This window comes from Acidisoma sp. S159 (assembly GCF_009766125.1).
Classification (GTDB): Bacteria; Pseudomonadota; Alphaproteobacteria; order Acetobacterales; family Acetobacteraceae; genus Acidisoma.
In genome coordinates, this window is sequence record NZ_LMUG01000067.1 from 20,117 (window position 1) to 35,340 (window position 15,224).

At 67.9% G+C, this 15,224-nt stretch carries 9 protein-coding genes; 2 read left to right on the top strand and 7 right to left on the bottom strand.

The window, feature by feature from the left end:
* Nucleotides 1-264 precede the first annotated feature (264 nt).
* Genes GSQ92_RS22795 through GSQ92_RS22810 form a run of 4 tightly spaced genes read right to left on the bottom strand, consistent with a single transcriptional unit; the run spans nucleotide 265 to nucleotide 4,073 of the window.
* Nucleotides 265-1,002, bottom strand: coding sequence for an ABC transporter permease (locus tag GSQ92_RS22795; protein ID WP_174246740.1), 738 nt, complete (start codon nucleotides 1,000-1,002; stop codon nucleotides 265-267).
* Nucleotides 999-1,946 carry an ABC transporter ATP-binding protein gene (locus GSQ92_RS22800; RefSeq protein WP_305782233.1) on the bottom strand — a complete coding sequence of 316 codons (948 nt, stop codon included), beginning with the start codon at nucleotides 1,944-1,946 and terminating at the stop codon, nucleotides 999-1,001. The genes GSQ92_RS22795 and GSQ92_RS22800 overlap by 4 nt, the downstream gene beginning before the upstream one ends.
* Nucleotides 1,943-3,118, bottom strand: coding sequence for an ABC transporter permease (locus GSQ92_RS22805; protein WP_254065934.1), 1,176 nt, complete (start codon nucleotides 3,116-3,118; stop codon nucleotides 1,943-1,945). Before GSQ92_RS22805 ends, GSQ92_RS22800 begins: the two co-directional genes overlap by 4 nt.
* Nucleotides 3,119-3,140: 22 nt before the next feature.
* Entirely contained in the window at nucleotides 3,141-4,073 is a 933-nt protein-coding gene (locus tag GSQ92_RS22810) for an ABC transporter substrate-binding protein (RefSeq protein ID WP_158805964.1), read from the bottom strand.
* A 168-nt stretch (nucleotides 4,074-4,241) separates the two neighbouring features.
* Between GSQ92_RS22810 and GSQ92_RS22815 the strand changes: the two genes are divergently transcribed.
* Nucleotides 4,242-9,440 carry an alpha-2-macroglobulin gene (locus GSQ92_RS22815; RefSeq protein ID WP_158805965.1) on the top strand — a complete coding sequence of 1,733 codons (5,199 nt, stop codon included), beginning with the start codon at nucleotides 4,242-4,244 and terminating at the stop codon, nucleotides 9,438-9,440.
* On the top strand, nucleotides 9,437-11,416 hold the full coding sequence (pbpC, locus tag GSQ92_RS22820) for a penicillin-binding protein 1C (RefSeq protein ID WP_158805966.1): 1,980 nt from the start codon (nucleotides 9,437-9,439) through the stop codon (nucleotides 11,414-11,416). Before GSQ92_RS22815 ends, pbpC begins: the two co-directional genes overlap by 4 nt.
* A 170-nt stretch (nucleotides 11,417-11,586) precedes the next feature.
* Here pbpC and GSQ92_RS22825 read toward each other — a convergent pair whose 3' ends face one another.
* The 3 genes from GSQ92_RS22825 to GSQ92_RS22835 are packed head-to-tail and all read right to left on the bottom strand — an operon-like array spanning nucleotide 11,587 to nucleotide 15,210.
* Nucleotides 11,587-13,086, bottom strand: a complete 1,500-nt coding sequence (locus tag GSQ92_RS22825; RefSeq protein ID WP_158805967.1) for an ATP-binding protein — start codon at nucleotides 13,084-13,086, stop codon at nucleotides 11,587-11,589.
* 34 nt (nucleotides 13,087-13,120) lie between these two features.
* Nucleotides 13,121-14,317, bottom strand: a complete 1,197-nt coding sequence (locus GSQ92_RS22830; RefSeq protein ID WP_158805968.1) for a TIGR03862 family flavoprotein — start codon at nucleotides 14,315-14,317, stop codon at nucleotides 13,121-13,123.
* Nucleotides 14,314-15,210 (bottom strand): fatty acid desaturase, encoded by an 897-nt coding sequence (locus GSQ92_RS22835; protein ID WP_158805969.1) that lies wholly within the window; start codon nucleotides 15,208-15,210, stop codon nucleotides 14,314-14,316. Before GSQ92_RS22835 ends, GSQ92_RS22830 begins: the two co-directional genes overlap by 4 nt.
* Nucleotides 15,211-15,224 lie beyond the last annotated feature (14 nt).

Below are 15,224 nucleotides of genomic sequence, written 5' to 3' on the forward strand. Positions count from 1 at the left end.
TTCCTCCTTGGTCCGGAGAGCATAGGCTGCCCAGTCGGGAGCCGCAAAAGATCAGCGCGAGTCGCATGCTTTTGCGTTCCGCCGCTCCCTGCGCGGTGTTACAGATCCCGCATTCCGGCGCGGTGCCGGGAACAGGAGAGCGACATGGCTAAAGGTGAGCAGAAGAGCAACCGTGAGCCTAAGAAACCGAAGGCATCGAAGAAGCCGGCCGCCGGTGCGCCCGCGTCGAGCAGCGGCAAGGGCTCGCCCAAGGGTAAGTAGGCCTCAGGCTGGGCGGCGCCAGCCGCCCAGCCACATCGCCAGCCGCTCGAAGGCGACATCGAGCAGGATGGCGAGAAGTGCCAGCAGGATCGCGCCCTGTAGCACATAGGCGGTGTTCGAGCCGCTTAGCCCCAGGATAATTGGCGACCCCAGCGTTTTCGCCCCGACCGTGGAGGCGATCGCCGCGGTGCCGACATTGACGATGACGCTGGTGCGGATACCGGCGACAATGATCGGCGCCGCGAGCGGCAATTCGATCCGCGCGAGCATCTGAAACCGGCTCATGCCGATGCCGAGCGCCGCCTCCCGGGTATCCGCCGGCACCGTCTCGATTCCCGTTATCGTGTTGCGGACGATGGGAAGCAGGCCATACAAGGCGAGCGCGATCAAAGCCGGGCTTTCGCCAAATCCCATGACGGGCACTGCGATCGCAAGCACGGCGACGGGCGGGAAAGTCTGCCCCATCGCGGCGACGGTCTCGACCATGCCACGGAACTCGGCACCAGCCGGGCGCGTCACGAAGATACCCAGCGCCACGCCCACGATTGTCGCCACCAGACTGGCGACTCCGGCCAGCCAGAGATGCGCGAGCATTAGCGCGGTGAAGCTGTCCTGCTCGTACATGGGCCGGTCGAGCGCCGGGAACATCGCATGGAACAGCGGCTTGGTCGCCGGCATGCCAACAGTCGCGACGACCAGCAGAAGCAGCAGCCAGGGCAGCGGGCCGCGCAGGATCCTCACAGCCGCACCAGATCGTCGAGGTAGAGTTCACCGACGACGCGCCCCGCTTCCTCCACGCGTAACGCGTGCTGGCCCGTCGCCAGCATCTCGGACAGTGCTTGCCGCAGGTCGGAACCGGCCGCGATGGCGGGCGTCTCGGCGGCGAGGCCGTTGACGGGGCGCATGCGGCTCGCGGCGGTCTCGATCGCAAGCAGCCGCAAACCGCGATCCTCGGCACCCAGGAAGCCGCGCACGAAGTCATTGGCGGGCGCGTGCAGCAGCTCGCGCGGCGTGCCGAGCTGGACGATGTGACCGCGATCCATGACGGCGACCTGGGTCGCGAGGCGCAGCGCCTCGTCCATGTCATGCGTCACGAAGACGATGGTCTTGCCGGTCTCCTTGTGGATGCGAGCGAGCGAGGCCTGCAGGGCATTGCGCGTGATGGGGTCGAGCGCGCTGAAAGGCTCGTCCATCAGCAGCACGTCCGGATCGGCGGCAAGGGCGCGAGCGATGCCGACGCGCTGTTGCTGACCGCCAGAGAGGCGATGTGGATATGCCTTGCGGAAGCGATTCGCGTCGAGCTGGAGCAGCGCCAGGAGTTCCGTCACGCGATCGCGGATGCGCTCAGGCTTCCAGCCGAGCAGCACCGGCACGGTCGCGATATTCCGCTCGACCGTCCAATGGGGAAACAACCCGCCGGATTGGATGACGTAGCCCATGCGGCGGCGGAGGGTTTCCTCGCGGAAGCTGCGGATCTCCTCGCCGCTGATGCGGATCGATCCCTCGTCATGTTCGATGAGGCGATTGATGAGGCGGATGGTGGTGGATTTGCCGCAGCCGGAAGGGCCGATGATGGCGAGGAAGGTGCCATGCGCGACGCTGAGCGAGACATCATCGACAGCACGTACGCCGCCGTAAATCTTGCTGACATGGTCGAGCTGGATGATCGGCGGGGCGTCGGTCATGCGGACCACCTTGCGGTGAGGCCGGTCGCGACCCTGAAGATCAGATCAACGAGAACGGCGAGGAAAATGACGGGCAGTGCGCCGAGCAGCACGAGATCGAGCGCATTGGCGAAGAGTCCGTCGAACATGATGGCGCCAAGACCGCCCGCGCCGATCAGCGCCGAGACCGCGGCGAGCCCGACGGCTTGCACGGCGGTGATGCGGAGGCCCGCCAGGATGACCGGCAGAGCGAGCGGGATTTCGACCCGCCAGAAGGATTGCCGGCGCGTCAGGCCCATGCCGCGCGCGGCTTCCTGCACTGTGGCCGGAACACCGGCCAAGCCTTCTGTTGTGTTACGCACGACGGGCAGCATCGAATAGAGCACCAGCGCGATGATGGCGGGCGCCACTCCAACCCCCGAGATGCCGAGGCGCGGCAGCAGCGGGATGGCATCCGAAAGGCTCGACAGCGGGGCGATCAGCAGGCCGAAGAGTGCGATCGAGGGGATCGTCTGCACCACGTTCAGGATTGGGAAGGCGATGCGGCGCACGCTCTCTCGCCGCCAGGCGGCGACGCCGAGCGGAATGCCGAGCAGCACGGTCGGGATCAGGGCGCCGGCCACCAGCAGGATGTGGCGCAACAGGGCCGCCATGAAGACATCGTGCCGCGTCGCAAATTCCTTGAGGATCGAAAGCTGATTGAGTTCGCCTAGGCCGAGCAGCAGCACGAAAGGCCCGAGCATGAGGAGCGCCGTCAGCCAGATCAGCGATAGGGGCAGGCGCAAGCGTTGCGCGGCGTCGCCCGCCGCCAGCAGCGCCATGACGGCGGCGATCCAAAACCCAGCGCCGAGGCTGGTGCGGGCGGAGGGCGAGCCCGTCAGGGCAAGACCGATCGCCGCTGCCCCGGCAACCCAGCCGAGACCGCCGAGCGTCAATCCGCTCCCGAGCAGGCTGAGCCAGCGCCCGGCGCGCGCGGGAAACAGGAAAGGCGCCAGCAGCAGCAGTACGCCCGCCGCGAGCAGGGTGACGGGCGCAGTGTGGGCAAGTTGCGCCGCCTGGATGAACCCGACGGGCTTACCGGAGACCAGGCGGTTGCGGGCATGGCTGACGAAGGCAAGGCTCGCGATGCTGACGGCGCCTACCGTCAGGAGCAGCAGCAATACGCGGTTGGCGCTGAGCCTCTTCCGCCCCACTTCCGTCATCCCGCGCGGCCCGTCAGAGCAGCTTCTTGCTTTGCAGCCAATCGGTCGCGACCGTCTTGGGATCGCCGCCATCCACCGCGATCTTCGAGTTCAGCGCGCGCAGCGTCGGGCCATCGAGGGCGGCGAAGGCTGGGGCGAGGATGTCCTTGATCTGCGGATAGGCCTCCAGCACCGATTGCCGGATGATCGGCGCCGGCTCGTAGACCGCCTGCGCGTGCTTGGTGTCCTCGAGCGCCACGAGGTCGAGCGCGGCGATGCCGGCATCGGTTCCGTAGGCCATGGTGCTGTTGACGCCCGACGTGCCATCCGCCGCCGCGCGCTCGGTCGCCGCCGTGTCGCCGCCGGCGAGAACCAGCGTCTGGTCCTGGGTGAGCTTGAAGCCATAAGCACTCTCGAAAGCGGGCAACGCGAGCGGGCTTTCGACGAACTCCGCCGAAGCCGCCACGCGGACCTTGCCGCCGCCATTCACCCAATGCGCGAAGTCATCCAGCGTCGCGAGCTTGTTCTGCTTCGCGGTGTCGCCATTCACCGCGATACCCCAGGTGTTGTTGGCAGGCGCCGGGGCGAGCCAGACGATCTTATTCTTCGCGAGATCGAGGTTCTTAACTTTTTCATAACCGGCCTCGGCATTCTTCCAAACGGGGTCGGTATCGATGTTGAAGAAGAAGGCGCCGTTGCCGGTGTATTCCGGATAGATATCGATCTCGCCCGAGAGCAGCGCGGTGCGCACGATCTTGGTGTTGCCCAGCGAGACGCGATTGACCGTGGGAATCTTATGCGCCTTCAGCAGCGCCAGGATGATGTTGCCAAGCAGGCCGCCCTCGGTGTCGAACTTCGAACCGACACGAACCGGATCAGCCGCGCGTGATGTTATGGGTGACAGCAGGATGGCGAAAGCAGCGGCGGCCGTCGTGGCGAGTAGAGTGCGGCGGGAAACTGAGGTCATGTCTCGGAAACCTTTCCAGATCGACGCTTTGCTAAACAACTCCCGCGTTCGCGTAAATGCGAATATTTTACCTTCTCATGATCGTGATTTTGGCGTCGTGGACACGTCCTGGTTGAAGAGCCTGCCGCCTTGCGGCATGACTGCGCTAATTCTGGAGGAAACAAGGTCATGACACGGGTCACCAAGGCTTGTATGCGCGTGACCTTATTTCTCGGCTTGGGCGCGATGCTGTCGCTGGCGCCGCTGCGTCTCGTGCAGGCGCAGGATGACGCCGCGCCGGAGATCGACTTACCCGGCTTGCAGTCAGACGCAGAAGCCTTCGAGGCCAAGCTGCGCCAGGCCTACCCCGCAGGCGCGACCGACGATCAGCGGAAACGCGCGGCCGATGCCGCAAGCACCGCGCTGAAGACGGAGAGCTGGGCGCAGGCCTTGCCGGCGCTCCAAACCCTTGTCGGCGGCAATGGCCCGAATGCCACATCGAGCTGGAACAACTGGTATTTGCTCGCCCAGGCGGAGATGGGCGTGACCCCGCCGCATCCGGAGCTGGCCTTGCAGGCGGCTTGGATGGCCTTCACCCGGATCGACCAGAACAGCGACACATCGGCGGCGGATCAGGCCTCGGCGCTGAAGATCATGGACCGCGCCTTGGTGGCGCTGAACCGGCCGCTGCCGGAGATCGAGGTTCTGCAGGCCATCGCGCGCCGGCTGCCCAACGATCACGACGCGCAGGTCGCCCTGACGCAGCGCCAGCAGCAGCTTGGGCTGCTCTTCAAGGGGCTGGCAACGGATGCGGAGGCCTTTCCGGCCCGCGCCTGCCTCAGCTTCCTCGGCGACCCGTCGAATTCGCCTGATTTCCATCCGGCGGATTGGGTGAAGCTCGCGCCGGCCCAGAAGGACGCGGCGGTCACGCTCGAATCGCGCCACATCTGCGTCACGGGCCTGCCCGCGGGCGCGACGACAACCGTGACGGTCCAGCATGGGATGCCGGGAGACAACGGCCTCACACTCAAGCAGGATTTGGTAGTTTCCGTCGCCATGCCGGATCGCCAGCCGCGCCTCGTTTTCGATGGCGCGCGCTATATCCAGCCACGCGATGCGCAGGCGACGGTTGCACTCGACAGCGTCAATCTTTCGGCAGTGAAGCTGTCACTGGTGCGCATCGCCGAGCGCAACTTGCTCCATGTCATGCAGACCTACCCGCCAAGCCAGGGCGCCATCGCATCCTATGGCGCGACGGATCTGGCGCAGAACCAGGGCCGCGTGGTGTGGACCGGCAGCGCGGATGTCGCGGGTTTCGCGCGCAATGCGCTGAACCATACGGTGCTGCCGTTGCCGGCCGCTTTGTCGTCGCCGGGACTCTATGCGCTGATCGCGACGCCCGGCGACGGGACGCCCTTCGCGGAGGGCAGCGCGCCCACCGCTGTGCAACTCGTGCTCCGTACCGATCTGGCGCCGACCGTGTGGCATGGCGCTGAAGGCGATACCGTGCAGGTGAGGAGCTACGCGAGCGGGCTGCCCATACCGGATGCGAAGATCGATCTGCTCGCGACGGATAACGAGATCCTCGCCAGCGCGACGACGGATACCGATGGCGTGGTGCATTTCGCGCAGCCATTGCTGGCCGGACAGAACGGGCTGGCGCCCGCATCGCTGCATATCCGTGGCAAGGATGGTGACTTCACGCGCCTCGATCTCACAGCGCCCGACTTCGATCTTTCGGATCGCGGCGTCACGGGTACCGCGCAGCCCGGACCGGTCGACCCGTTTATCTGGACCGATCGCGGCATCTACCGCCCCGGTGAGACGGTGCAGGTGATGGCACTGCTGCGCGATGAAAGCGGCGCGCCAACGGATCTGCCGCTGCATCTGATTGTGACCCGGCCGGACGGCCGGGTGTTCCAGGACACGGTGCCGCCGCGCTCGGCGGATGCCTCCATCCACAAAGCCGTCACGCTGTCGAACGGCGCGCAGTTCGGGACTTGGGACATCGCGCTCAAAACCGATCCCAACGGGACCGCGATTGCCGACCAGAGCTTCCAGGTGGATGCCTTCGTGCCGCCCCGCCTCGCGGTGGAGTTCACCCAGCCGCCGGCGATGCTGGAACCTGGGCGCAGCACGGATCTCCCAGTCGCGGTCCGGTTTCTTTACGGCGCGCCAGGCGCCGATCTGTCGGGCTCCGGCACCATCACGCTGACACCGAACCCGACACCTTTCGCTGACTTTGCCAAATACAGTTTCGGCCTCGCGGAAGAGACTTTCACCTCGAAGCAGCTGCAGGCAGATCTTCCGGCGACCGATGCGGATGGCAAAACGACACTGTCGGTGGATCTTTCCGCTCTGCCGGATGTGAGCGGCGCTTTGCAGGCCTCGCTCTATGCCTCGATCAACGATCCCGCCGGGCGCAGCGTCGGCACCTCGACGAACCTGCCGATCCGTCCTGCCGCGCCGCTCATCGGCATCGGCGAGGATTTCGCCGACGGCACGGTGGATGCCGATGCCAAGGCCGGCTTCCGCATCGTCGCGGTGGCGCCCGATGGCAAGCGCGTCGCGATGCCGGTGCAGATCCGCATCGTGCGGCAGGAGCCCGATTGGCGCCTCGCGGTGAAGGACGGCCAGGCGCGATACGAGACCGTTTGGCGCGACGAGCCGGTGGATAGCCGGGACGTGACATTGCCGGCCGATGGCGCGCCCTATGTCTTCTCCCGCCCACTGCCCTTCGGCCGCTACCGCCTACAGGTCTTGCAGGCGAGCGGCGGCATGGCGGCGAGTTCCGTCATCTTCTATTCGGGCTGGGCGGTCGGCGATAATCCCGACGTGCCAGCGCGGGTCTCGGTCCGCGCCGATCACAAAACCTACAAGCCCGGCGACATCGCGACGATCCATGTCGAGGCGCCCTATGCGGGTCCGGCGACCGTGCTGGTGATGACGGATCGCGTGAAGCGGCTGATCGACTTGCCGGCGGCGAGCGCATCCTTCGACGTTTCCATTCCGGTAACGGCGGATTGGGGACCGGGCGCCTATGTCGGCGTGCATGTCTTCCGTCCCGGTGGGGCGGATGGCAAAACCGCGCCAGGGCGGGCGATCGGCTTGACCTGGGTCGCGCTGGACCCCGCGCCGCGCACGCTGCCGCTCAGCATCACGACCGACACCATCTATCGCCCGCGCACGACGGCGACTTTCGCCGTGCATACGACTCCCGGCGCCTGGGTGACGCTGGCGGCGGTGGATGAGGGCATCCTGTCGCTGACGAATTTCCAGACGCCTGATCCGCTCGGTCACTTCTTCGGCCAGCGCACGCTCGGCGTCGGCATCCATGACGACTGGGCGCGGCTGCTGCCGCCGGCGGGCGCCGCCAATACGATGCTGCGCCAGGGCGCGGGCGGTGACGACGATACGCAGTCCAATCCCATTCCGCAGATGATCGTCTCGCTCTTTGCGGGACCGGTGCAGGCGGGGCCGGATGGCGTGGCGCAATTCCCGCTCGCGCTGCCGGATTTCGACGGCACTCTGCGCCTCATGGCGGTGGGCTGGGATGGTGCGAAGACGGCAAGCGCCGCACAGGACATCACCATGCGCGATCCGCTCATCGTCGAGCCGCTCTTGCCGCGCTTCCTGGCGCCGGGCGATCAGGCGCGTATCGGCGTCATGTTGCAGAATCTGGAACTGCCGGCGGGGCAGGTTTCCGTTCATCTCACAGCCAGCGGCACGCTCGGACTATCCGGCGGCGATCCGGCGCCGGTGACCCTCGCCAAGGAGCAGCGGCTGGTTCTGCCGGTCGAGCTGATGGCGAACGGCACCGGGCTCGGCACGCTAACGGTGGCGGCCGATGGACCCTCGGGCTTCCACGTTACGCATAGCGCGACAATTTCGGTTCACGCGGCGCGTGGCATGATCGCGCAGGTGACGCCACTGACTTTGGCGCCGGGCGCCACGCAAAGCTTCGCGCCCAATAGCGGTGCCTTCGTGCCGGGGAGCTGGAAGGCGAGCGCCAGTTTCGGCCTCGGTGTTCGCTATGATGCGGCGGCGCTGGTCCGGGCGCTGGAAGCCTATCCGCTGGACTGCCTCGAACAGCTCACCAGCCGTGGCCTGCCGCTGGCGATGCTGTTGCAGGGCGACACCGCCGGACCGGATCGCGCCGGACGATTGGAGCAGACCACCGAGGCGGTGCTGGACCGTCAGCGTTATGACGGCTCCTTCGGACTATGGTCCTCGGCGGGCGATGCGCAGCCCTGGCTGACCGCATATGCGACCGACTTCCTCATGCGTGCCCGCGCCGCAGGAGCGGCGGTGCCGTCAACCGCCGTCACCTCGGCTTTGGGCTGGCTGACGACGGAGGTGGCGACGCCGCCGGGCAGCCCGACCGACCAGGCGGCGCAGGCCTATGCGCTTTACGTGCTGGCATTGTCCGGCCAGGCGCCGGCTGGAGCCATTCGTGTGGCGGCGACCAATCTCGATGCCGAACCCACACCACTTGCCCGCGCGCAAATCGCGGCGGCGCTGGCGAGGCTGGGTGAGACGGCGCAGGCGCAAGACATCTTCGCGGCTGTGCTCAAGGATCCAGCGCGCGACTATTGGTATGACGATTACGGCTCCGCGCTGCGCGACCAATTCGCGACGGCTGTGCTGACGCAGGAAAGCGGCGTCATGGCGCCGCAGCTTGCTGGTATCCGGGCGGCGCTGCCGGGGGCCAATCTCGATCCGGATGCGCTGAACACGCAGGAGCAGGCATGGGGCGGCGCGGCGGCGGCGGCGGCGGGGGCGAACGCGAAACCCGTGTCGGTCGTGATCGACAACAAGACGCTCGGCCCGGCGCCGACGCTAAGTTTGCCGGTCGCCGGCAAAGTGACGGTGCGGAACACCGGGCGCGCGTCTTTGCCCGGCAGTCTGGTGGTGCAGGGTGTGCCGTTGCAGGCGCCGGCCGCGGCGCGGAACGGCATGGAGATCCACCGGCACTTCTTCGCGCAGGACGGTTCGGCGCTGGATCCGGACAAGCTGGCGCAGAACACCACTTTCGTCATGGAGGTCGATGGCCGCGCGACGGATGGGCAGGGACATCAGGCGATGATGCTGGCCGGTCTGCCGGCGGGGTGGGAGATCGCGGGCCATTTCTCGGGTGGGACCGTGGCCGGGATGGATTGGCTCGGCACGCTGTCGGACACCGATAGCGAGAAGGCCGCGGATGACCGTTATGCCGTGGTGCTGAGCCTGACAGCGGATCATCCGGACTTCCGCGTCGCGGTGATGCTGCGCGCGGTGACGCCGGGCACCTTCGAATATCCGGGCATGACGCTGGCGGACATGTATCGCCCCGCCATCTTCGCGCGGCAGGGCGCGGTCCGCATTTCGGTGACCCCGGCGACGCCGTGACTCTGACCGGGCGCAAGGGGCGCCTGTTCGCCACACTCGCCGTCGCGCCAATCGTGGCGCTGGCTGGGGTGGTGACGTTGGGCGCCGTGTGGCCCGCGCCGACGCCGCGCGCGGAATGTTGGGGAACGCGGGTGGTGGATCGGGGCGGCGCATTGATCGCGCTTTCCCCGGTACCCGGCGGCGTCTGGCGATTTCGCGTTTCGCCGGAGCAGGTGTCGCCATTCCTCGTGCAACTGCTTGTGGCGGTGGAGGACCGGCGGTTCGCCACCGAGCCGGGGGTCGATCCTCGCGCTGTTTTGCGCGCGGGATGGCAGTGGCTGCGCGCTGGGCATGTCGTATCCGGTGGCTCGACGCTGACGATGCAGGTCGCGAAGCTGCTCGATCCCCGGCCGCGTGGCCTATCCGCCAAGGTCATCGAGGCGGCACGGGGGGTGGACCTGTGGTGGCGGATGCCGCGCCGGGATGTTCTTGGGCTGTGGCTGTCGCTCGCGCCATTTGGCGGCAATCTGGTGGGGGTCGAGGCCGCCTCCTACGCGTATTTTGGCAAGCCGCCGGGCGCGCTCGACGCCGCCGAGGCGGCACTTCTGGTGGCTTTGCCGCGCCGCCCCGAGGCGCTGCGCCCAGATCGGCATCCCGAGGCCGCGCGGCGGATCCGCGACCGCATCCTCCGTCTCGCCGAGACGCGCGGTCTCCTGACGCCGGAGGAGACGCGGGCCGCCATAGCGGAAGCGCTGCCGACGGCGCGGCAGCCGATGCCGCGCGCTGTGCCGCAGCTTTTCGCGCGTGTGCATCGACCGCCATTGCTCACGACGACGCTGGATGGGCCGACCCAGGCGGCGCTTCAGCGATTGGCCCGCGCGACGCTTGCCAAGCTGCCGCCGGATGTTTCGCTCGCCGTGATGATCGCGGATCTACCGAGCCGGCGTTTGCGCGCGGTCTGGGCCGGTGATTGGGGCGACGCGCGTCGCGCTGGGGCGATCGATCTGACCTCAGCCGAGCGCAGCCCGGGTTCGGCGTTGAAACCGTTTCTCTATGGCCTCGCCTTTTCGCAAGGACTCGCCAATCCGGACACACTGCTTGCCGATAGTCCGGCGCGGTTTGGCGGCTATGCGCCGGAAGATTTCACCGGGCGGTTTGCGGGAAATGTCAGGGCGGCGGATGCCCTTCGGCGGTCGCTCAACCTTCCCGCGGTTAGGCTGCTGGCGCAGTTCGGCGCGGTGCGCTTCGCCGCGGCTTTGTCGGCGGCGGGTGAGCCTTTGCGCTTGCCGCGTGGCGCGGTGGCGTCGCTTCCAGTGGTGCTTGGCGGCGCCGGTCAGACGATGCGCGGGATGATGGCGCTCTATGCGGCGCTGGCGACGGATGGGGCGGTTTCGCCGCTCGGCTGGCGCCCTAGCGGCGTGGCCGCTGCCTCCAGGCTGCTTTCGCCGGCATCCGCGCAGACCATCGCGGCGATCCTGACGCGGGCTTTACCGGGCGCTCCGGAAGGTCAAGGGATCGCGTGGAAGACGGGAACCAGCTGGGGCGATCGCGACAACTGGGCTTTCGGGTTCGATCGCGCGCAAGTCGTGGGCGTCTGGGTCGGACGGCCCGATGGCACGGCGATGGATGGTGGTGCGGCGGCCGATCATGCGCTGCCAGTTCTGGCGAGGGTCTTTGGTCTTTTGCCAGCGTCGCCGCGTTCAGCCGCCGAGGCGATGCACCTGTTATCTTTCGCGGTCACGCCCGACCCGGATCCGCTGCGCCTACTATTCCCGCCGCCGGGCGCGGTGATCGACGGCGCCGGCGCCTTGGACCTCAAGGCCATGGGCGGCATTCGGCCCCTAAGCTTCCTGGTCGATGGCGCGCCGGTGGCTTCCGTGGGAGCCCTCCGCACGACGCAATGGACGCCGCCCGGCCCGGGCTTTTACCGGGTCACAGTACTCGACGCACACGGCCGCGCGGCCCAGGCGGCGATACGGATTAAGGCCGCGGAGTAGAACAGTATCGAGCGGCGTTGGCGCGAAGCCTCCCCATCGTCATCCTCGGCGAAGGCCTAGGATCCACGCCTTGCTTGTGGCGGCGAAGACGAAGGCGTGGATGCCCGGCCTTCGCCGAGCATGACGGTGGTAGCCGTCCGATGGACCGATCTGATCCAGTAGGTTTGCCCTCAGGCAACCGCCTCCGCATCCGGATGGGCTGGTGCCGTGGCCCAGGCCAGTTCGACCAGCGTGACGCTGCGGCGGCCGAGGCCGTCGGTCTGGCAGACGATGAGGCCGCGTTCCTCCATATAGGCGAGTAGCCGCCGTGCCCGGCCGAGCGAGCGCGTGCCATAGGCGCGGGCGAGGGTTTCGTCGCCAGGACAGGGCGCATGGTCCCGCGCCGCGCGGGCGAGCATGAGGTAGATGCCCTGCATATCCTCGGGCAAGACGCCGGCGCGCGCGGTGATGTCCTGCCAGGTGGCATCCTCGGATTCCGCGGCGCCAATTCCGGCGCGGGCATGGGTGAGCATGCGGCGGAAGGTGGGAAGATCGGGCGGCGTGGCGCGCAAACCCTCGATCCGGCACCGGACCAGGAAGTCCTGATACAGCACGCCGATAGCGCGGAACCCGGCCTCCGGATCGGCCAGAATCGCGGCGAGGATAGCGTCGAGCCGCGCGCGCCGATCGGCCAGCGCCTCCGGCGTCGGCGTCTCGGGCGTTTCCGCCACACGGGCGACGGCGGCGGGAGAGTAGGCGATGAGCTGGCTCAACAGGTCGGGCGGCGCCGGTGCCGGCGCGCGGCGAGGCGTGCGAGCGGCTTCAGGCGGTGGTGCCGCGAGGATCACGGTGCGGGCGTCATCCAAACCGGCGGAGGGCATCGGCATCAGGCGGGGGCTTTGGCTCCGCGCCTCCGTCTCGGTCGCGGCGATGCGCAGGCTCAGCGGCCGGCGTGACAGAGCGGGGCCGAGGGCGATAAAATGGCCCCGCTCCAGATCGCGGAAAGCCTCAGCCTGGCGGCGCTCCATGCCGAGCAAATCGGCGGCGCGCGCCATGTCGATATCGAGGAAAGTGCGACCCATGAGGAAGTTGGACGCCTCGGCCGCGACGTTCTTGGCAAGCTTCGCCAAGCGCTGCGTCGCGATGACACCGGCGAGCCCCCGCTTGCGGCCCCGGCACATGAGATTGGTCATGGCGCCCAGGCTGAGCTTGCGGGCCTCGTCGGAAACCTCGCCGGCGACGGCGGGGGCGAAAAGCTGCGCCTCATCCACGACCACGAGCATCGGATACCAGTGATCGCGAGGCACCTCGAATAGCCCGCTAAGAAACGCCGCCGCATGCCGCATCTGGCCCTCGGCATCGAGGCCCTCGAGGTTGAGAACAGTCGAGACGCGATGCTCCCGCGCCCTTTCACCCGCGAGTTGCAACCCCTGCTCGGTCTGAGACTCGGCGTCGATCACCAGATGGCCGAAGCGTTCGGCGAGGGTCACGAAATCGCCTTCGGGATCGATCACCGCTTGCTGCACCCAGGGCGCGCTCTGTTCCAGCAGCCGGCGCAGGAGGTGGGATTTGCCCGAGCCGGAATTGCCCTGGACCAGCAGACGGGTCGCCAGCAGCTCCTCCAGGTCTAGCGTGGCGGGCGCGGTGACGCCGAGGCTGGTGGTCTCCCCCATCGCGATCGCAACCGTCATCCCGAGTCCCGCTCTGTTGCCGGCGGAGGGCTTATCAACGCCGCTCCAGCCAGTCGAGCAGTCCGGTGGCTGCTGCCACACCTGTCGCCATGCAGGCTTGCAGGAGATAGCCGCCGGTTGGCGCCTCCCAGTCCAGCATCTCGCCGGCGACGAAGACGCCGGGCAGGCGGCGGAGCATGAAGCTGTCGTCAACCTCGTCCCAAATCACGCCACCGGCCGAGGAGATGGCGCGGTCGAGACTTTGCGCTGCAGTCAGGCGCAAGGGTATCGCCTTGATGCGGGCGGCGAGGGCAGCGGGACCTCGTGGCAGCGCGATCTCCACTTCCCGCAGCAGCCCGATGGCAGCGGGGGCGAGGGCAAGCGTGCGGCGGAGGCCGGTCGAGAGACTGTCGCGCGGACGCAAGGCCGCGAGGCGCTTCGCGACTTCGCCTGCTGGCAGATCGGGCCGCAGGTCAAGCTGCAGAATGGCATGACCCTCGGCCGCGATGGCGTCCCGCAAGGCAGCGGCGAGTGCATAGACTGGCCCGCCCTCGATGCCGTAGCTCGCGATGATGGCGTCACCACGAGCCTGCTGGCCGTGAAACCGCAGGGCGATCGATTTGATCGGCTGGCCGGCATAGCGCTCCCGGAAATGCTGAGACCATTGCAGGGTGAAGCCGCAATTGGCTGGCCGGAAGGGTGCGAGCGCGACGCCGCGCTCGGCGAGCGTTTTCGCCCAGCCACCATCGCTGCCGAGGCGCGGCCAGGCAGCACCGCCGAGCGCCAACAGCACCGCGTCGGCCCCGGCGGGCGGCAGGCCCGCGAAGCTCAACGCACCATCCTCGGTCCAACCGAGCCAGCGGTGCCTCGGCATGACCTTGACGCCCTGCGTCTCCAGCCGTCCGAGCCAGGCGCGCAGGAGCGGCGAGGCTTTCATCGTCTTGGGAAAGACCCGCCCGCTGCTGCCTGTGAAGGAGGGCTGGCCGAGGCCCTCCGCCCACTCCCGCAGTGCTTCGGGCGGGAAGGCATGGATCACGGGGGCCAGGCGCTCCTCCGCCTCACCGTAGCGGCCGAGGAACTGCGGCAGGGGTTCGGAATGGGTCAGGTTGAGGCCGCCCCGCCCGGCCATCAGCAGCTTGCGGCCCGGCGCGGGCTTGTGGTCGTAGAGTGTGACGGCATGGCCGGCGGCACTCAGGCGCTCGGCCGCCATGAGACCGGCGGGACCGGCGCCAATAACAGCGATGCTTGTCACGAAAGGCCGGCGCGAATGGTCTCGTGGGCAGCGCTGTAGTTTCGCTCGAGCGTTTTGAGGTGGGGGCGGAGCAGGGCGTGGAGTTTCGGCAGAGCGTGGAAGGGCACGCCGGGCGCCCAATGGTGCTCGATATGAAGATTGGCATTCCAGAACAGCAGCCCGAAGGCGCGGGAGGCGAGGGTGGTGCGGGTATTGGCCATGCGGTCGTTGTTTTCGGGGCAGCCGCGATGCTCCGCCATCAGCACCGCCCGCAGCACCGGCTGGCCGAGCAGCATGGGCACGACCCAGAGCAGCAACGCGAGCGGCGACCAGATCAAGGTAAGGGCGGTGAGGAGGTAGAGCGCGAGGTAGACTCGCGCCTCGCGCACCACCGAGGTGCGGGCGGCGGCTGGAATCCAAGGCACGTCGGCGTTGCCGAGAGCCGTCACGAGAAGGCCGCGAACCTGGTTCGCCCAATAGGGCAAGCCGGTCAGCAGCCAGACGTAGCCGAGACGCGTGAGAGGGCGGGCGCCGATCAGTTCGGGATCGCGCTCGGGGTCCTGTGTGTGGCGGTGATGGGCAAGGTGGAACAGCCGGAAACCCTCCGGCGGCAGCACCAGCACGAAACCGCCGAGCCAGCCGGTAGTGCGATTGAGCCAGAGGCGGCGGAAGGTCGTGCGATGCGTGCTCTCATGCAGCGGCGCGAAGAGCGCAACCTCCAGGACCCCAAGCAGCGCCATCGCGGGCAGCAAGGCCCAGCCGTGGCGCGCCGCGATCACCAGCCCGAGCGCCAGAGCGATGGCTCCGAGATGGCCGCTGAACTGAATCAGGCCACGCCCGTCTGAGCGCACGGCCAGCGCCTTCAGTGCTTCGGTGGAGACGGGTGGGCGCGCGGAAGAGTGAAAGCCGTCCATGGCCCGCACTCTAC

Coding starts and splice junctions, on each gene's coding strand:
- GSQ92_RS22835 (WP_158805969.1), bottom strand. CDS start 15,210: ATGGACGGCTTTCACTCTTCCGCGCGCCCACCCGTCTCCACCGAAGCA.
- GSQ92_RS22825 (WP_158805967.1), bottom strand. CDS start 13,086: ATGACGGTTGCGATCGCGATGGGGGAGACCACCAGCCTCGGCGTCACC.
- GSQ92_RS22815 (WP_158805965.1), top strand. CDS start 4,242: ATGACACGGGTCACCAAGGCTTGTATGCGCGTGACCTTATTTCTCGGC.
- GSQ92_RS22810 (WP_158805964.1), bottom strand. CDS start 4,073: ATGACCTCAGTTTCCCGCCGCACTCTACTCGCCACGACGGCCGCCGCT.
- GSQ92_RS22800 (WP_305782233.1), bottom strand. CDS start 1,946: ATGACCGACGCCCCGCCGATCATCCAGCTCGACCATGTCAGCAAGATT.